The organism is Cyclobacterium plantarum, from assembly GCF_011290685.1.
GTDB classification, from domain to species: Bacteria; Bacteroidota; Bacteroidia; order Cytophagales; family Cyclobacteriaceae; genus Cyclobacterium; species Cyclobacterium plantarum.
On the sequence record NZ_JAANYN010000002.1, the window covers coordinates 962,230 to 981,676 of the forward strand.

General features: G+C 43.8%; 14 protein-coding genes and 1 pseudogene. 8 read left to right on the forward strand and 7 right to left on the reverse strand.

Annotated features, from left to right (window positions below):
- Positions 1-56 precede the first annotated feature (56 nt).
- The 4 genes from G9Q97_RS07930 (at position 57) to G9Q97_RS07945 (ending at position 3,700) form a co-directional block, all read left to right on the forward strand.
- Entirely contained in the window at positions 57-2,168 is a 2,112-nt protein-coding gene (locus G9Q97_RS07930) for a PVC-type heme-binding CxxCH protein (protein WP_166145071.1), read from the forward strand.
- Between the two features lie 10 nt (positions 2,169-2,178).
- Positions 2,179-2,502, forward strand: a complete 324-nt coding sequence (locus G9Q97_RS07935; protein ID WP_166145075.1) for a high-potential iron-sulfur protein — start codon at positions 2,179-2,181, stop codon at positions 2,500-2,502.
- 69 nt (positions 2,503-2,571) lie between these two features.
- The gene (locus G9Q97_RS07940; protein WP_166145077.1) at positions 2,572-2,778 is read left to right on the forward strand and encodes a hypothetical protein; all 207 of its coding nucleotides are present in this window, start codon (positions 2,572-2,574) and stop codon (positions 2,776-2,778) included.
- Positions 2,779-2,878: 100 nt separating this feature from the next.
- Entirely contained in the window at positions 2,879-3,700 is an 822-nt protein-coding gene (locus G9Q97_RS07945) for a universal stress protein (protein ID WP_166145080.1), read from the forward strand.
- A 72-nt stretch (positions 3,701-3,772) separates the two neighbouring features.
- On the opposite strand, the gene araA is transcribed toward G9Q97_RS07945, so the two are convergent.
- Positions 3,773-5,248, reverse strand: a complete 1,476-nt coding sequence (araA, locus tag G9Q97_RS07950) for an L-arabinose isomerase (RefSeq protein ID WP_166145083.1) — start codon at positions 5,246-5,248, stop codon at positions 3,773-3,775.
- Between the two features lie 231 nt (positions 5,249-5,479).
- On the opposite strand from araA, the gene G9Q97_RS07955 reads away from it, so the two are divergent.
- The 3 genes from G9Q97_RS07955 to G9Q97_RS07965 are packed head-to-tail and all read left to right on the forward strand — an operon-like array spanning position 5,480 to position 6,978.
- Positions 5,480-6,064 carry a peptidylprolyl isomerase gene (locus G9Q97_RS07955; RefSeq protein WP_166145087.1) on the forward strand — a complete coding sequence of 195 codons (585 nt, stop codon included), beginning with the start codon at positions 5,480-5,482 and terminating at the stop codon, positions 6,062-6,064.
- A gap of 3 nt (positions 6,065-6,067) precedes the next feature.
- Positions 6,068-6,211, forward strand: coding sequence for a hypothetical protein (locus G9Q97_RS07960; protein ID WP_166145090.1), 144 nt, complete (start codon positions 6,068-6,070; stop codon positions 6,209-6,211).
- 59 nt (positions 6,212-6,270) lie between these two features.
- Positions 6,271-6,978: an L-ribulose-5-phosphate 4-epimerase gene (locus G9Q97_RS07965; RefSeq protein ID WP_166145093.1), complete on the forward strand. Its 708-nt coding sequence runs from the start codon at positions 6,271-6,273 to the stop codon at positions 6,976-6,978.
- 76 nt (positions 6,979-7,054) lie between these two features.
- Here the strand turns inward: G9Q97_RS07965 and G9Q97_RS07970 are convergent, their stop codons facing one another.
- From G9Q97_RS07970 to G9Q97_RS07985, 4 genes are read right to left on the reverse strand one after another with little or no spacing between them, the layout of a single operon-like run.
- Positions 7,055-10,462, reverse strand: a complete 3,408-nt coding sequence (locus tag G9Q97_RS07970; RefSeq protein ID WP_166145096.1) for an efflux RND transporter permease subunit — start codon at positions 10,460-10,462, stop codon at positions 7,055-7,057.
- Between the two features lie 7 nt (positions 10,463-10,469).
- Positions 10,470-11,600 (reverse strand): efflux RND transporter periplasmic adaptor subunit, encoded by a 1,131-nt coding sequence (locus tag G9Q97_RS07975; protein WP_166145099.1) that lies wholly within the window; start codon positions 11,598-11,600, stop codon positions 10,470-10,472.
- Positions 11,601-11,624: 24 nt separating this feature from the next.
- Positions 11,625-12,971, reverse strand: coding sequence for a TolC family protein (locus G9Q97_RS07980; RefSeq protein ID WP_166145102.1), 1,347 nt, complete (start codon positions 12,969-12,971; stop codon positions 11,625-11,627).
- Between the two features lie 4 nt (positions 12,972-12,975).
- On the reverse strand, positions 12,976-13,584 hold the full coding sequence (locus tag G9Q97_RS07985) for a TetR/AcrR family transcriptional regulator (protein WP_166145105.1): 609 nt from the start codon (positions 13,582-13,584) through the stop codon (positions 12,976-12,978).
- A 362-nt stretch (positions 13,585-13,946) separates the two neighbouring features.
- Between G9Q97_RS07985 and purL the strand changes: the two genes are divergently transcribed.
- The gene (purL, locus tag G9Q97_RS07990; protein WP_166145108.1) at positions 13,947-17,639 is read left to right on the forward strand and encodes a phosphoribosylformylglycinamidine synthase; all 3,693 of its coding nucleotides are present in this window, start codon (positions 13,947-13,949) and stop codon (positions 17,637-17,639) included.
- A gap of 198 nt (positions 17,640-17,837) precedes the next feature.
- On the opposite strand, the gene G9Q97_RS07995 is transcribed toward purL, so the two are convergent.
- Positions 17,838-19,067, reverse strand: a complete 1,230-nt coding sequence (locus tag G9Q97_RS07995; RefSeq protein ID WP_166145112.1) for a DUF4185 domain-containing protein — start codon at positions 19,065-19,067, stop codon at positions 17,838-17,840.
- Between the two features lie 59 nt (positions 19,068-19,126).
- Positions 19,127-19,447 (reverse strand): annotated as a pseudogene (locus G9Q97_RS24765) (c-type cytochrome domain-containing protein); the annotation flags it as partial.

The following is a 19,447-nucleotide window of genomic DNA, read 5'->3' on the forward strand; positions in this document are numbered from 1 at the left end:
ATTTTAACGGATTTAAACCAATATTGGAAATCAATCAATAACACACATTATTTGACATGAAACTTTCCGCATCCTTCATTCTCTCCATGATATTGCTTTCAGGTCTACAATCCTGTAAAGAAGACAAATATGCCGGCCCCCTGAGCCCGGAGGCCTCCATGGCTACCTTTGATATACACGAAGGTTTCGAAGTACAACTCTTTGCCGCCGAGCCTCATATCAAGGATCCGGTGGATTTGGTATTTGATGAGCATGGAAGGGCCTTCGCCATAGAAATGCCTGACTACCCCTACAAGCCTGAAGAAGGTAAGGGAAGGGGAGTGATTAAACAACTGGTAGATGAAGACGGAGATGGGCAGATAGACACCTCCATTGTTTTTGCAGAAGGCATAGCAGATGCCACCAGTCTGATGCCCTGGAAGGGAGGCTTGCTGGTAACAGCTGCACCCTATATCTATTACATGAAAGATATGGATGAGGATGGAGCTGCGGACAGCAAAGAAATCATTTTTTCCGGTTTTTTTGAAAATAATTCTGAAGCCCAGATTACTAATTTGCGACTGGGCGTGGATAATTGGATCTATGCGGCCAATAACGGGCAAAGAAGTGAGGTAAGCTTCCAAAACAAAACTGAAAAAAAGCCAATAAACCTTCAGGGGATGGATTTTAGATTTCGACTGGACAAGGGCCAATTTGAAAAAGAGAGCGGCACCGCACAATTTGGGCAGACCTTCGATGACTGGGGCAATAAGGTTTTTACCCAAAACACTTTGCATGTGCAGCAGGCAGTTATTCCTGGAAGATACCTGGAACGCCACGGGCTTTTATCAAGCAAATCCGTAAATCAAAACATTTCCGACCATGATTTTGAAATGTTTCAAATGACTCCCCCGCCCTACTGGCGGGCAGAAAGGACCAAAAGAAGGAACAAACAATATCAGGAACAGGAATTGGACCGGGTAGAACATGCCGAGGACTATTTTACCGGGGCCTCAGGAGGTACGGTTTACAACGGAGGAGCCTTTCCTGACGAATTTTACGGAGACCTATTTACCGGAGATGTAGCAGGAAACCTGGTTCACAGAGACCAGTTGGTGCTGGATAAAAACGGACCATCCCTACTGGCCAGGCGCCATGCTGAAGAAACCACTAAGGAATTCCTGGCATCCACCGATCCCTGGTTCAGGCCGGTAGGTTTTACGGTAGGTCCTGATGGTTTTTTGTACCTGGTTGATTTTTACCGGCAACATATAGAAACCCCGGTTTCGATCCCGGATGATCTAAAAGCGGAAATGGACTTCATGAATGGAGAAAACCATGGGCGGATTTATCGCCTGGTACCAAAAGGCAGGGGTGTTGGAAAATGGGAATCCCCTGATTTTTCAAAAATGGACGCGGAAGCTCTTGTAGCTCAACTGGCCCATGACAATGGCTGGAACAGAACTACCGCTCAGCGCTTGATACTGGAAAATCCCAGCGCGGAGCAGGTGCCTTTTTTATTGGCATTGGCAAAAAAGGAAAACCCAAAAGCCCAGGTTCTCGCCCTTCATTTATTGCATTCCATGGATGCTTTACCTTCGGATTTGGTAGCATCCGCATTGGAAAGCGAGCACTGGGGGCTTGTTAAAAATGCTTTGGTATTGGCAGAGGACTTTCCCGGATTAAGGGAAGAGATATCGGAAAAAATAAACCATGAAAACCCAATGATTTCCATGCAGGCTGTTTTAAGCCTGGGAAATTATGAGGACAATGCAGTCATTGAAAAAATGGCGGGTGTATTGATGGAAAAGGGATCAAATAAATGGTTTCGAACAGCAATCCTTAGCTCCAATGCTGGCTCCGGACTTCAGATCCTTGCAGCATTGAAAGAGCAGCATGATTTTTTCGAAAGTTCTGAAGGTTGGAAAAATGATTACCTTAAAGAAGTGTCACATATATTGGGTGCAAAAGGGGAAGAAGGCGATATTAAGGATTTCATCGGATTATTGTCTTCTTTGGAAGGCGAAAATGTGGATCATTGGAAGGAAATAGCTTTGGATAACCTGAAAAAAGGTCTGGATCGATCAAAGGATATCCACTCTGAAAATTTGACAGCAATATTAAAAAAACTGGAAGAAGGGGAAAATTATGCAGCATTCCCCCTTCAGGAATTAATGACAGCTCTTTAAAAATCAACCCATGCAAAGAAGGAATTTTGTAAAGTATTTACTCGGTTCATTAACCCTGATTTTATCCAATTGTGCCAGCCCGAAAAAAGAATACCAACTCGAACAGGTTACTGATTGTGCAGACCTTACAGGCTTAAGCGAGGATGAACTGGAAAAAAGAAAAAGCCTGGGATATGAAGAAGAAACGCCGGTTTCTGACAATCGTTGTGACAATTGTCAGCTCTACCTGCCCCCTACGGAAAAAAGAAAATGTGGTGGATGCCAACTCTTTAAGGGTCCTGTAAAAGCCGGAGCTTACTGTACCTATTGGGCTCCTAGGGTGAACAATGCCTGAAATACAATCTAATTTTTTAATCGAACAAATACCTGTTCCTGATTGTTTTATCGGGTAAAGAAACATACTATGGACAACCCATTGGTACCAGTTAGCCTGGTAACAGGCTTTCTATTGATTTACGTTGTTGCTGTAGCAGTAAACCTGAATACCGCACTGATATTGTTTCTATTTTCCATTTCTCCGGTATTAATGATCTGGATGGTGGTAAAAGTATTGAAGGCTGCCTTTGAGTCTACCCATACCTTTGATGAAAAATGGTATGAGGACCAATAAGAGCATTCAAAAAACTTTGATTTGATGCAGTTAACTAGTTTTTTGAAGGATATTCTTTAACTTTAATTTTTACTGTTTACTTTCAAATGCACCTCATACCATGAAAAAATTAATTGTCCTTATTGATTTTTCACCCTATACGCCAACAATAATTAAGGTGGCTTATGAGTGGCAAAATTCGTACGGTGTTTCCCTCCAATTCATTAATCAAATCCCCGGTTTGGTTCCCACTCTGGCCAATTCTCCGGGTAAGGAACAAGTAATAGTTTTCGAAAAACAAGAAGCCGAAAAGAAGTTTTCGGTAGAATTGAAAAAATTAGCCCTGCCACGTGAAAAAGCTGAATTTTTGGCAATTGACAGTTCGATCATCCATTTTTTAGCAAAAGAAACAAGTTCAGATGACATACTTTTATTGGGATTAAAAGGAACTGGTTTTCTTAAAAAATTTTTAATCGGCAGTACGGCTACAAATATTATCAATCACCTCAACAGGCTTATTATTGCTTTACCAAAATCCATCGAGCAGGCTCTTCCAAAGAAACTTGCCCTGGCCAGTCACGTTAATTTTCCTTTTAATGAACCGGCACTTACCCATCTTCTTAACACAATAGGAAACTCAATAGGAGAAATAGAGCTACTTACCATCCTTTCAGAAACAGATGACAAAACTGAAAGCGAGGTATATTTGAATGCGCTTAAAGAAAAATTAGATGATAAATACCAATGTTTGGTGAAAATCTATGAGGGTACTGATGCTTTTAAAGTCATCAAAAACAGATACAGTGAGTATCCGGACGATTATCTTGTCCTTCAAAAAGGTTCCAGAACACTAAACGACAAACTATTCAGAAATTTTTTTATCAACGATTTGGTACACGAGGGGGCTACTCCTTTGATTATTCTCCCTTGTAAAGATGACTAAAACCACCAGAAATGGGATTCATTTTCTTGTAACCAACCAAATTATTGGTAAGGCAGGATTTGTTTCTACCCTTTAAAACCGTTTGAGAAAGGCTTTAAATTCTCTTATCCGGGTATCCCCATCAATCAACAAACATTCCAAACCTGCCATTTCCGCAAAATCTTCCATAACTTCAGTGGGCAAGTTCTGGCTAAAACCGGTATGGTGAGCACCTCCTGCCAGAATCCAGGCGGTAGCAGCGGTTTTAAAGTCTGGCTTAGGCCTCCACATACAGCGGGCCACCGGTAATTCAGGTAGATCCCTTGGGGGCATGATAGCTTCTACCTCATTAAGCACCAATCTGAATTTCGCCCCCAAATCTATAAGGGAAGCGTTAAGTGCATGTCCTCCCCCTGCGTTAAACACCAGCCTTACGGGGTCATCCTTACCCCCGATATCCAATGGATGTATTTCACATCGTACCGGCCCGGCTGCAAGGCTTTCATCCACTTCCAGCATATGGGCCCCCAGTACCAGTCCACCCTGCTCCTCCAAATCATAGGTGTAATCCTCCATAAAAGCATTACCTCCGGGCAATCCCTTACCCATTACCTTCATGGCCCTTACCAGGGCCATGGTCTTCCAATCTCCCTCTCCAGCGTACCCATATCCCTGAGCCATTAGCCGCTGAACCGCAATGCCAGGCAACTGCTTCATGCCATGCAAATCCTCAAAGGTATTGGTAAAACCTTTGAAGGATCCCTGTTCCAGAAACTGCTTCAATCCCAACTCTATTCTTGCAGCATCTCTCAGGGATTCCCTCCTGCTTCCCTGCTTCTTCATTTGTTCATCTACCAGGTACTGCTGCTCGTAGGTTTCAATCAAACGATCGACAGCTGCAGAAGAGATTTCCGCTATTTGGGACACCAAATCCCCTACCCCATGGGTATTGACAGAGAAACCGAATTGCATCTCTGCGGACACTTTATTTCCTTCAGTGACAGCCACCTGCCGCATATTATCTCCAAACCGAACAAATTGGGCGCCTTGCCAATCGGACCAGCCACAAGCCGCCCGACACCAATTATCGATCTCCACCTGAACCTGTAGCTCCTTCCAATGTCCTACCACTACTTTTCTGGGGATTTCCATCCGGGTACAGATAAATCCAAACTCCCGATCCCCATGAGCACTTTGGTTGAGGTTCATGAAATCCATGTCGATGGTATCCCAAGGCAAGTTTCGGTTATATTGGGTATGTAAATGTAAAAGAGGTTTTTGCAAAACCTTTAATCCATTGATCCACATCTTGGCAGGTGAAAAAGTGTGCATCCAGGTAATTACCCCTATGCAATTATCCTTCCCATTGGCTTGGGCAAGTACTTCATAAATAGCTACTGCTGAGGTAACAATGGGTTTATAAACAATATTGACAGCTATTTTTTCTGAAGCATGCAAAGCCGCTGCAATTTCTTTGGCATGCAATGCTACGGTATTCAGGGTCTCTTCACCATACAAATGCTGGCTACCGGTTATAAACCACACTTCGTACTCAGGGAAACTTTTCATGTTATTTTTTATTAATTGTCATAATTACACCTTATTTTCGGAAATAAAAAAATAAGGATGAAGAAAATTCATTGACCTGAAAAAAGGCGGTTCCCAATTTAATATTTTCTTTTTGATGCTCAATCCCTTAAAGCAATACCGTTCCACCAAAAGAAATATATTGCCAGGCTGTCCTTTTTTTGGATTTTGGGTAAAATTTTTAGTTATTCACTCAGTCTATCTGCTTTCAAAATGAATAAACTAGCCTGTTTAACGCTTATACTCTATTTTACCTTTTCTTTTGTCAACGCCCAAGCAGAGAAACGCTGCCAGATTTCGACGGCTTTTGGCTCCATAATTATTGAACTATATCCGGAAAAAGCTCCCGGAACAGTAACAAATTTTCTGAAGTATGTATCGAACGGCGCCTATGTAAATTCCAGTTTTTTTAGGGTATATACTCCTGAAAATGAATCTCAAAGGGACATTAAAATCCAGGTGATACAAGGGGGAAACGTTACTGAGGAACAACTATTACCTCCAATACCCATTGAAACCACCCGGACAACAGGGATATTGCATGAACATGGCACCATTTCCATGGCAAGGCTTGGGCCCGATTCAGCTCAAAGCAGCTTTTTTATTTGTCTGGGAGACCAACCGGAACTGGATTACGGTGGCAAGCGAAATCCGGACGGTCAAGGATTTGCTGCCTTTGGTAAGGTAGTTGAAGGAATAGATGTGGTGAAACAAATACAGGGATTGGAGAACAAAGAACAATACCTATTAGAGCCAGTCCTTATCCAGGAGATCAGGTTATTAAAGCAAATCCATTAACAAATGTGTTCTCAGGTTAAATACAGCATTTATGCCGTTCTGTTGATTTGTTTCCATGGCTATGGCGCATCTGAAGAGGGAAGGGCAAAATTGTTCATCAAAACCATCGGCTGGTCAGCAGAGGGATGGCCAGAAGTTGATCTTTGAAATTTAAGATTAAATTAAACATACAGGGCTAGCCCTGATTGAATAAAAAAACCAAACTTATGACAAGTAATTTTAAAGAATTGAAAAGGGAATGCTATGAGGCCAATATGGAACTGCCCCAACTTGGTTTAGTGGTTTATACTTTTGGCAATGTTAGTGCAGTTGACAGGGACAGGGCTGTTTTTGCGATTAAGCCAAGTGGATTGCCCTATGGTAATCTGAAGGCGGAGGATATTGTGATTGTAGATTATGATAATCGGGTGGTAGAAGGCAAAATGAGACCCTCTTCCGATACCAAAACCCATGCTTTTTTATATAAAAACTGGGTTGAAATCGGAGGCATATGTCACACCCATTCCACATTTGCGGTATCCTGGGCCCAGGCTCAAATGGATATTCCCATATTCGGCACCACCCATGCCGACCACAACACCAAAGATATACCCTGTGCCCCGCCCATGGCTGATGCACTAATTGCAGGGGATTACGAACACATGACCGGACAACAGATATTGGATTGTTTTTCCGAAAAGAAACTGTCTTACGAAGAGGTTGAAATGGTATTGATAGGAAATCATGGCCCCTTTACCTGGGGGAAAAATGCTTCCAAAGCTGTTTACAACAGCAGGGTTTTGGAGGAAATTGCCCACATGGCCTTTCTGACTTTACAAATCAATCCCAAAGCGCCCCGACTCAAGCCGGCATTGATCCAAAAGCACTATGACCGGAAGCATGGTAAAGGTGCTTATTATGGGCAGGAAAGCTGAAAAAAATAAAAACCTCCGGAGCAATGCCCCGGAGGTTTTAACACTTAAAAAACCACCAACCTTTAATTAAATCTTATTAATTGCTCTTGCGAGCAATAGAATTTAATTTGTCTGCCAATAAATACATTACCGGCACTATTACTAACGTCAAAAAGGTCGCAAAGGTTAACCCAAATATCACGGTCCATGCCATTGGCCCCCAGAAGTCTGCGTTGTCCCCTCCTATGTAAAATTTCGGATCAAATGAGGACAGCAGACCATAAAAATCGATATTCATCCCGAGGGCTAAAGGAATCAGCCCCAGAACGGTAGTGATGGCCGTCAGTAGTACCGGCCTCAACCTGATTTTACCTCCCTGAATGATGCTGTCCAGGAGATCCTCCTTAGATAAAAATCCATCTTCAGGGATATCAAGTTCCTCCCTTTTTCTCATCCTTACCAAATTCGTATAATCAATAAGTACAATGGCGTTGTTTACCACCACCCCCGCCAGTGAGATGATGCCAATCCCCGTCATGATGATCACAAAATCCATATTGAATGCCAACAATCCCAAAAAGACCCCTATGGTACTGAACACCACAGAAGCCATAATGATGAACGGGGTGGTCACCGAATTGAATTGAGCCACAATAATCAGGAAAATCAAGGATATGGAAATAAGCAATGCCCTGGTAAGGAATTCAGCAGATTTTGCCTGCTCCTCCTGCTCTCCGGTAAAACTCAAATCGATACCTTCCGGCACCTCAATATCCTGCATCAATTGCTTGATCTCATTATTAATTTCTGTGGCATTATATCCATCATTGACATTGGAAAATAAGGTAATCACCCTCTCCAGGTCTTTCCTTTTTACTGATCCATAAGTGGAACTGTATTCCAGACTGGCAACCGAAGAAATTGGAATTTCCTTTAGGTTACCAAATTTATCCCTGAAACTAATTTTCTTGTTCAATAAAGCGCCGATTTCATACCGGTACTCCTCTGCCAACCGCAATTGAATAGGGTAATCATCTTCTCCTTCTTTAAACTTGGAAACTTCCAATCCAAACAAAGCTGTCCTGAGTTCATTAGCGATGGTGGACGTGGACAAGCCAAACCTCCTGGCCTTTTCCCGGTCAATATCAATTATCAGTTCAGGGTTTCCCAGCTCCAGATCAGATTTTAATTCTTCTATGCCCTGAATACCGGATTCGTTGATTTGTTCCCGCACCTGACTCACAAAAGCGATCAATTGATCAAAGTTCTCTCCACTGATTTCAATATTGATTGGTTTTCCTACAGGCGGGCCATTTCTTTGCTTATCAACGGTTACCAGTACACCAGGATACCCTTCTGCCAGGTTCCTGATTTTCTCCATTACCTCATTGGTATTTACCCCATCCCTAAACTGATACTCCACAAATCCGATGGTAATTTTTGCCTTATGTGGGGTCTTTGCCTGGCTGGGACCCTCCAGCGGATCCCCCGTTCCTTCCCCGACTTGAGTAATGACAGACTCTATGATGTTATCATAGGGTTCCAAAAGTTCAAATAAATCGTCCTCCAATTGGTGGACAAAATCATTGGTAGCCTCAATATCCGTACCTATGGGCTTTTCCATATAAATACTCACCAATGCAGGCTGATTGTCAGGAAAAAAGAGAATCTTGGGTGCCCTTATATACAACAAGACCAGGGAAACTACCAGCAACAATACCGTTCCTCCAAAAAACAAATAGGGTTTAGATCCCTTCAAGGCAAAGTGAAGGGTATTCTCATACAGGTTTTCCAGCTTGACCAAAAATACATTTTGAAACCAGCGAATGGCTTTTCTTAAGGCAAAAACATTGAAAATCGTCAAAAGGGCCGCCAGAAACAACAGGTTGCCCAAAGCAATCCAGCTGGCAAAGTAGCACACTATTGCCATTGAGGTCAATACCGCAGCCACGATCATGGGTTTTTGCACCGGTTTCCTTTTGTCCACATCCTGAATCTTCATGTACAAAGCTGTGAGTACCGGATTAATGACAAGTGCAACAAAAAGGGAAGAGGACAAAACAATAATCAGGGTAATGGGCAGGTATTTCATAAACTCCCCGATAATATCATCCCAAAAGGCCAAAGGAAGAAATGCAGCCAGGGTTGTGGCAGTCGAGGTAATAATGGGCCATGCGACCTCTCCCACACCTTCTTTGGCTGCCCGTACGGCAGATTTCCCTTCCTGCATTAGTCGGTAAATGTTTTCTACTACCACAATCCCGTTATCCACCAACATGCCCAATGCCAGGATCAAAGAAAACAAGACCATCAAATTCAAGGTGACACCCAGAGAATTGAGTACCAAAAAGGAAATAAACATGGACAAGGGAATGGCAATACCTACAAACAAGGCATTCCTGAAGCCCAGAAAAAACATCAGCACCAGCACTACCAGGATCACTCCTGAGACTATGCTGTTTTCCAAATTGTCTACCTGTGAACGGGTAGCTTTAGACTGATCATTGGTGATGGTGACCTCCAGATCTTCGGGAAACCGATTGATTTTTACATCTTCTATCAGTTCTTTGATTTTGTCAGAAGCATCCAGTAGATTTTCCCCGCTTCTTTTGACCACATTGATGGTAACCACCGGAAGTTTATTGCTTCTGGCATAGCTTTCCCTCTCTTTATAAGTATCGCTCACGGAGGCCACATCCCTGAGGTATACGATTTTATTATTTTCCGTCTTTACGATAACGTCTTCCAATTGCATGGGGTCCGTAAATTCCCCCGCAATCCGCAAGGTTCTGCGGTAATCCCCTGAAAGGATATTGCCTCCGGAAATGGTAACATTTTCATCAGCCACCGCACTGGAAATATCCGAAAAGGTAACCCCGTTGGCTTCCATTTTATACAAATCGGCATTGATCTGTATTTCCCGCTCTATGGTTCCTCCCAGATCTGCACTGGAGATTTCCGACAGTTTTTCAATTTCATCCTCCAGATATTCTCCGTATTTTTTCAGTTCCTGCTCGGTATAGTTGCCTGAAATATTCACGTTCATGATCGGAAATTCCGAGGTATTGATTTCCAATACATCAGGATCCCTGTCCAGGTCCGTGGGCAGCTCACTTTTGGCTTTATCCACTGCATCCTTAACATCCTGTAAAGCCTTGGATATATCCACATTGGGATTGAATTCCACCACAATAGAGGAAAAATCCTGAATGGAAGTAGAACTCACATCTTTCAGGTTGTTGATGGATTTAAGTTCCTTTTCTATGGGCCTGGTGATCAGGTTTTCCATATCCACCGGAGAATTACCAGGATATGCCGTACCTACATAAACGGTAGGGATGACAATTTCCGGAAAACTTTCCTTGGGCATGGTCCGGTAGGCAAACATCCCCAGGAATGTAATGATTAAGGTAAGGATCACCACACTGGTCCGGTTGTCTACCGAAAGTGTGGAAATACCAAACTCCCTGATCAGGCCTTTTTTTGATTTGTTATCTGTATCCATAAATGCCTTATGATGCAATGTTTACATTAAAATTATCTCCAACTTCTCTGAATCCCTTGTCTACCAGTGTTTCCGTACCATCCAGGCCTTCCAGAATTTCTGTCTCACCCTTATACGTCATGCCCCTTTCGACATATTTTTTCCTGGCCATGCCCTCTTCCACCACAAAGACATAACTGCCTTTATTGTCCTGAAGAATCAAATAGGTAGGCACAATCACTGCCTCGGGGTTTTCATAATCCTGTATATTCAATACCGAAAGCATATTGGGTTTTACAAGCTCCATTTTGGGTAAAAACACCTCTACTTTGAAAGTCCGGTTGTCGGGATTAATGACGCTGCCGATTGCCGTCACCTTGGTCTTGAGGGATTTGTCGATGGATGGAAAGCGAATACTTACAGAGTCGCCCCGCTCCAGGATACCAATATACCTTTCGGAAATATCACCTTCTATAAAAAGGTCGTCCTCCCCTATCATGTTGACAATGGGGGAACCTGGTTGCACCAGCTCCCCTACCCTAATCAGCAACTCCTCCACTGTACCGTTAAACGGCGCCCTCACCGTTGTCCTGTCTCTCTGAAGTTCAAGTGAGGACAGGTTTTTTTCCAGTGTTTCCATGCGGTTTTTTGCTTCCAGGTATTGCATTTCAGTACCAATTTGCTGGTTCCAAAGTCGCTCCTGCTTTTCGAAAACCGTCCTGGCCAAATCCAACTGGGTTTGAATTTCAGCTATACTTCTCTCGACAGATTCGGCATCAATAGTGGCAATTACCTGTCCCTTTTTCACGGACATCCCTTCCCGGGTTACTATTTCCTCAATTCGCCCGGAAAGCTCTGCACTGATATTGACATTCTTTTTTGACAAAACCGAGCCGGTAACTTCTACATAATGCTCAAAATTTCCCCGCTCGGGCTGTGCCGTGGTAATTAAAACAGATTTCCGTTGATTTCTCCTGAATTCGGGATCCAGCCGGGAGATTTCTTCTTCCAGCTCCTGAATAGAGACCTTTAGTGCTGCTGCTTCTGATTTGTAGGCTTCCAGTTGGTCCTTTTTTTCGGCCAGCTCATCCTTAGGCTCGGAGCAGGCAACTACCCCAATCAGCAGGGCTAGTGTTAAAAACTTGATGGTATTTTTCATAAAATATTACGGTATCCTTTTTGATTATTTTAAAATTCCCAATGCTTTTTCCAAATCCACTTTTGCGATGAAGGCATCATACAAGGCAGAGAAATAATTGGTTTCTGCCTCCTTAAGGGCTGAATCCGCCTCTACTACTTCAAGGTTAGAACCAACTCCCTCCTGATATTTTATTTTAGCCATATCAAATACCTCCAGTGCCAAATCCCGATTTTCCCTTTGTACATCCAGTGCCTTAAGGCTATTGATCAGGTTTTGACGAGATTGAAATTTTTCTATTACAATATTTTGAAGCACAGACTCCTTCTGTACTTCAAGTTGCCTGAGCTGTACCCTATTTTGCTGAATTTTATACCTTTTTGTAAATCCATCAAAAATGGGAATCTGTAGCGTTACACCTATAACTGAGCCCGTAAACCAATCTCCGGACCACAGGTTTGAAAAGTTGCCCCCAAAGGCATTACGCTGGAAGGTATAATTGGCATCCAGACGGGGCATGTATTGAATCTGATTGTTTTTAAGATCCAGCGTAGCTAAGTCATAATTGGTATTGACCTGATCAATTTCCACTCTCTGCTCCCCTTCTTCCACCAGCAACCTTTCTGCATCCAGAAGGGACTCCAGCCCTGTAATCGTGTCCACAAGGGTGATTTCCTGACTTTGCGGCATTCCCATCTGGAACTTCAACAGCCGCATGCTTACCAAAGTCGCTGTTTTCGCCTTGTCTAATTCAGTTTGAATGTTGTTGTGCTGCACCTGAATCCGGCTAACATCAATCTTTTCTGCAAAACCCTCCTCATAGAGTATTTTTGTCTCTTTAAGAAGGGTATCAATACGGCTCAAATTGGCCTTTACCAGTGCCTCCCTTTCCCCGCTGACTAAAACCGAATAATACGCTTTCTTAACATTCTCGATAACTTCGAGTTCGGTTAACTTTCGGTCCACTTCAGCCAGTTGACGATACGTTTTAGCTGCCTTCAGTCCGATAAAATAAGAGCCGTTGAAAATCATCTGGGAAACAGTCGCTGTCAAACCGGCCGTAAACTCGGGAGAAAATTGAACGCCAATAAACTCACCTTCCTGAGCTTCAGGATCAAGAAACACCGCAGGAAATGGGGTTATGGGTACAACCAGATTTTTGGTTGCATTGAGGTTGGCATTAATTTGCGGCAGGCCTTCGGCGGTACGCTCTCCTACTAATCCCCTGGCAGCTTCAATTTCAAGCCTGGCATTTCTGGCCTCCGCATTATTTTCAAGGGCATACGACACACTTTCCTCCAGGGTAAAGGGAGTTTCCTGGGCCCTTGCTTCTGTAATCCAATAACCATTAAGGAAAATGATCAGTGATAAAATTGCAAGTTTAAAATTCATAAAATTAAGATTGGTGGATGGCTAACTTTTTATAATAATTGGATCTTCCCTGTTCAGTCAGGATCCCGTGAATAAAATGATCTAGTATTTGCAAGTGGTATTCCAGCAGACTGTATTTCCCACCGGGAACATTCCCGGAAAAGGCACTGGTAATCTGCTCCAATCGCATAAAAGCCAATATTTCTGAATTGATTTCCCTTCTGAAATCTCCGGACTGCTTACCTTTTTCAAGAACCTCTACTATACCTTTCCAGGCATGATCCCTTTTAAATTCCTCCAGTTTTTTCCAACATTTGGGATAAAAGCGTTGGATTTCATGCATCAATAAGGGGTTCATACTGGAAAACCGTTCCCTGAGATACCTGGTCATCCGCAATAAATGACCAATTACCCCTTCATCCTCCTCCATCATCTGATCAAAAGCACATTCATCCTCCTTAAGTGCTACTTCAAAAGAGGCATTAACCAATTCCTCTTTACTGGAAAATTCCTCGTAAAGGGTCTTTTTGGACATGCCCACCTGTCTGGCGATCTCATCCATGGTTACTGCCCTGATTCCAAAAACCAGAAACTGCTCCAATGCCACCTGAATTATTTTTTCTCTTGTTTCCAAATATCTATCTATAAACTTCCTGCCAAAAAACTCAGGAAACTTTCAAAAGGTTCAAAGTTTTTCCAAATTTATTGAATTATTTTTTATCCCCAACAAAATATGTACGCTTTAATCAGGCAACCCATACTTATCCCTCAAAACAAATGCACATATTCAAAAAAAATAAATCTTTCAGGCACACCAAAGCCCCCTTTCGCTAAATGAAGATTTGCCCAACTGTTCAATAACGAACATTATCCGTTTAGAAATTTTCGAAATCGAACATTTTCCTTTCAGGGGCAAAAGTTTGGGTTCTCTCAGCCCGGTAATTTATAAAAGCAATTTTGTACCTTTGTCCTTTCTAATTAGCTATTGATTATCCTATGAAAATTTTCTTTTTTCAATCTCCTGAAAAAACAATTTATGCCCTTGAAGCCCGCCAACTATTAAGTAAAGAGGCAGTAGAAAAATTAACCTGGCTTTTTGGCTCTGCCAGCTACCTGGACAAGAGCCGCATAGCCGGCGAATTTATCGGACCAAGAAAAGAAATGGTAAGCCCCTGGTCTACCAATGCCGTGGAGATATGCGAAAATATGGGGATCAATGGTGTCCTTAGAATAGAAGCTTTTTACCCATGGACAGACGGGGTATCCCTGGATCCAATGCTGCAAAGGTTGTATAAAGTATTGGACCAGGATTTATTCTCTATTGATAAAAAACCGGAACCCATCCTTTTTATAGCCGATATATCCGCTTACAACGAACAAGAAGGCCTTGCCCTCAGCAAAGAAGAGATCACTTACCTGGAAGGGATCAGTAAGAACATGGAAAGGCCGCTCACCGATAGCGAGGTTTTTGGCTTTAGTCAGGTGAATTCAGAGCATTGCCGGCACAAAATTTTCAACGGAACATTTATCATCGACGGACAGGAAAAGCCCATGTCGCTTTTCCAGTTGATTAAAAAAACAGCTTCGGCTAATCCAAACGGGATAGTATCGGCTTATAAGGACAATGTGGCCTTTGTAAAAGGGCCCGAGGCTTTCCAATTTGCGCCTGAAAATCAGGATACTGCCGGATACTTTGAAATCAAGCCCATTGACACCGTCCTCTCCCTGAAAGCTGAAACCCATAATTTTCCCACTACCGTAGAGCCCTTTAACGGAGCAGCTACAGGGTCCGGTGGGGAAATCAGAGATAGAATGGCGGGAGGCACCGCCTCCATACCTTTGGCGGGCACTGCTGTTTACATGACCTCCTATCCCAGAACCGCTCCCGACCGGCAATGGGAAAAAAACCTCACTGCCAGAAAATGGCTTTACCAAAGTCCTATGGACATCCTGATCAAGGCTTCCAATGGAGCCAGTGACTTTGGTAATAAATTTGGCCAACCATTGATTTGTGGAAGCCTGATGACTTTCGAACATCAGGAACTGGGCAAAAACTGGGGCTTTGACAAAGTGATCATGCTTGCAGGCGGCATAGGATTTACCAGAGCCCCCTACAGCCTGAAAAAATCACCTGAAAAAAATAACAGTATCGTTTTGATGGGGGGTGACAATTACCGTATCGGCATGGGGGGAAGTGCGGTTTCTTCACTCAATACCGGAGAGCTCAGCAATGCTCTTGAGCTGAATGCCATACAGCGCTCCAATCCTGAAATGCAGAAGCGGGTAGCCAATGTAATCCGGGCAATGGCAGAAAGTGACGACAACCCCATAATATCCATTCATGACCATGGAGCTGGAGGTCATTTGAATTGCCTTTCCGAACTGGTGGAAGAAACCGGTGGAACGATACACCTGGAAAAGCTTCCGGTAGGAGATCCTACCCTTTCCGCCAAAGAAATTATCGGAAACGAATCTCAGGAAAGGATGGGGCTGGTCCTGGAAAAAAGCAAATTGGAAAAAATCAGAAAAATTGCCTTGAGGGAAAGGGCTCCATTTTACGAAATCGGAGAGACTACCGGAGATTTGCATTTTAAATTTGAAAACAGCCAAACGGGTGAAAAACCGATAGACTGGAGCCTGAACCACATGTTTGGCTCTTCTCCAAAAACTGTTCTTGAAGACCAAAGAGCCAGCCAAAACTTTGCGGCCCCGGAATATGAGGTGGAAAAAATCGAAGAATACCTGAATCAGGTGCTCCAATTAGAAGCCGTGGCCTGCAAGGACTGGCTGACCAATAAAGTAGATCGATCGGTTACCGGAAGGGTAGCCAAACAACAGAGCACGGGTCCCCTGCAATTGCCCTTGAACAATGTAGCCGTAATGGCCATGGATTATTCCGGAAACAAGGGCATTGCGACCTCTATCGGCCATGCGCCTGTAGCTGCCCTGGCCAATCCGGAGGCAGGTTCCCGACTGGCCATTGCTGAAGCACTGACCAACCTGGTATGGGCTCCACTTAATGAAGGGTTGAAGGCAGTATCTTTGAGTGCCAACTGGATGTGGCCGGCAAAAAATCCAGGAGAAAATGACCGCTTGTACCGGGCGGTAGCTGCGGCCAGTGAGTTTGCCATTGCTTTGGGCATCAATATTCCCACGGGAAAGGATTCCCTTTCCATGGCTCAAAAATACCCGGATGGACAAACCGTGTTTTCCCCGGGCACTGTCATAATCTCTACTGTAGGCGAATGCGAAGATATCAGAAAAACCCTTTCTACTTCCATTAAGCCGATTTCGGGATCCAGTCTGCTTTATATCGACCTCGCCAAAGATAAGGCTAAATTGGGAGGGAGTTCCTTTGGTCAAATTCTGAATAAAATCGGTAATGAAACCCCGGATATCAAGGATCAGGCTTACTTTGCTGCCGCTTTTAATGTCCTGCAGGAACTGATACGTCAGGGGAAAATTTTAGCCGGTCACGACATTTCCTCTGGTGGCTTGATCACCGCCTTGCTGGAAATGTGTTTTCCCAATGAAAATACCGGATTAACCATACACCTGGAAAACCATCCGGAAAAGGATCCTGTCAAGGCATTGTTTGCAGAAAATCCGGGACTGCTTATCCAGGTTAATCCGGAAGCAGGAGTAGAAGGTTATTTGACAGAAAATGGAATAACTTACCTCCCCATTTCATCCATACAAACTTCCGGAAAAATTGAAATACCTGCTTTGGGCAAAAGCTGGGATATGGCCAGCCTCAGGGACACCTGGTACCGTTCTTCCTTCCTGCTGGACCAGGCACAATCAGGAGAGCAGCTGGCAAGGGAGCGTTTTGATCATTACAAAAGGCAGCCACTTCAATTCAATTTTCCGGAAAACTGGCAGGGAACCTACCGTTCCTTGAGTTTAGACCCACTTCGTAAGACAGCAAGCGGAACCAAAGCGGCCATCATCAGGGAAAAAGGAGTCAATGGAGACCGGGAAATGGCTTATGCCTTGTGGCTGGCCGGTTTTGATGTAAAAGACATCCATATGACCGACCTGATATCCGGAAGAGAAACCCTGGAAGATGTCAACATGATCGTTTTTGTAGGGGGATTTTCCAATTCTGATGTATTGGGCTCGGCAAAGGGCTGGGCAGGTGCCTTTCTGTACAATGAAAAAGCCAAAAAGGCATTGGATCATTTTTATGCCCGAAAGGACACTTTAAGCCTGGGGGTTTGTAATGGTTGTCAATTGATGGTAGCCTTGAATCTGCTGAACCCCGAACACCAACAAAAGACCAAAATGCTACACAATGACAGCCACAAATTTGAGTCAGGCTTTATTAATGTAACCATACCGGAAAACAAGTCGGTCATGCTGGGATCCCTTTCCGGACTGAGGTTGGGTGTATGGGTAGCGCATGGAGAAGGCAAATTTCAATTGCCCCAGGAAAAATCCACCTATCATATTGGAATGAATTATTCATACACTGCCTATCCAGGGAATCCCAATGGTTCAGATCATGCGGTGGCAGGACTGGCTTCAGCAGATGGCAGGCACCTGGCCATTATGCCCCATATAGAAAGGTCCCTTGCTCCCTGGAATTGGCCCTATTATCCTGAAGAATTATTACCTGGAGAAATTAGCCCCTGGCTGCTGGCTTTTGTGAATGCTAGGAAGTGGGTAGAGGTTAAAATGAAGCCTTAACAGGAATGGGCAAAAAAGCGCCATGAATATTGAAGTTTGGGCCAGTCATGAAATGTTAAAGAATGACTGCTTTTGTAATCATTTTAATTGGTTTTAATGTATAGGATAAATTTCCAGGGATTCAAACAGGCATCCCTTTGTGCCTGGTTTTGGAGGTGATTTTAACCGAGAGTGGTGAAATATCCTAATGGGCTTAGGTCATTCTCCAATTTCCATTAGTATAAACCTGGGTCTGTAAAAGTTTGGTGATGTTTCCACATCTGCAAAAAAACCGAAAGAATTGATGTTATAACTGATTAACAATTCTCCAGGTTTGGACAGGCTGGGATGGGCTTTTGCGTTATAGCTAATCAGTTGCTTTCCTTCACTCAAATCAGCTGAAGCATCCCAAATTGTAATTATTGGGCCAAAAGGACCTTCCGGGGAATGGGACAAACGCATCCCAACGGTGGAAGCTATACCATCCATCTGGAAAATCATGGCATACCTTCCATCTCCCAGCTGAGATACGCTCAATTCATTGGATGCCCTATCTGCAATGGAGGCAGCTTTTTTCATATCACCTTGCCAGTCAGCACCATCCCAAAATCTCCACAGGTGAAATTTTTCAATGTCACCGGGTTTCACCCTGCCTACCATCACCTCTTTTTTCTTTCCCCTAACCCCATAAATGTAAACATAGCCATCAGGACTATATGCTCCCGCATCTTTGGTGTTTACCATAATGCCAGCTCCAAAGGAACCCGTACTCTCCGGGGTCCCCTCAATATAAAAAGGAGTATCCAATTGGCGTTGACTTTTAAAAGGTGGCTTACTTCCTGAGGGAATAACGATCAGGGCGTTACCAACTTCCTTAAAATTAAATACCTCCTCACCTGTGGTGGTAACCCTATAGCCAAATAAATAAATGTCATTGTTCTTTTCCTGATTCACAAAACCATCCCCTAGCCAAAAGTATTCTCCTGGTTTGGAATTCGGAGTATTTGGTATAAAAAGTGACTGCGGCGCACTTTTCTCATTTTCAGCCCAATGGAAGGAAATATTGGATTTCTCAGGTTCCGGTCCCTCCATCCATGCAACTGAATTATTGATCATCACAAAGGGCGTATCCAGCTTCCCTTCAATTATTTCTCCAATCAGGCTATCACTGAATAACACTAAGGTTTCGGCAGTTGAATCAGGTTTAGCGGACTCTATGCCATTTAAGGGTATGGTGAAGATACCGTCCCCTCCAAACCAGCCCGATGTTCTTTTGAAAAGATCCGACCAGGACTCGGCTTCCCTCACAGTAAACTGAAGTTCTTTTAAAGAGGTGTTTTTTGATGCCAATCTTTTCTCATTGCCGTTCGAACATGAAAAGAAAAGTACCGAAATCAATAAAAGTAAATCGACGTTAAAATCGATAAATGCTGGTTTTTGTTTTTTCATATCGGTTTTCCATTTCGTTTGGGTTTCTCCAGGTAAAATGCCCTTATGCACCCCTTATCTCAATTCATCACCACTTCGTCTACCATGAGCCAGGCCTTGCTGCCGGCCGCTCCGTGCCAGGCGGGGAGTTTGTCCACCGGTTTTGCCAGTAGTTTGAGCTGCTTTACCGCTTTGGCAGAGAAGGGGATGTCCACCTGCCGGAGCAGGGAGGGGGCGTCCTTTTGCAATGGGGCCGGCCTGTAGGTGTCGGCGAGCTTCCATTCCTGGGCCTCGCTTTCCCTGGTCCACAGCTGCACCTCTCCCGGCGGAAAGAAGCGTGCACCGGGGTTTTGCCATAGGGAAAGTGCCAGCTTGCTGATGTCGGTGGGCTGATCAAACTC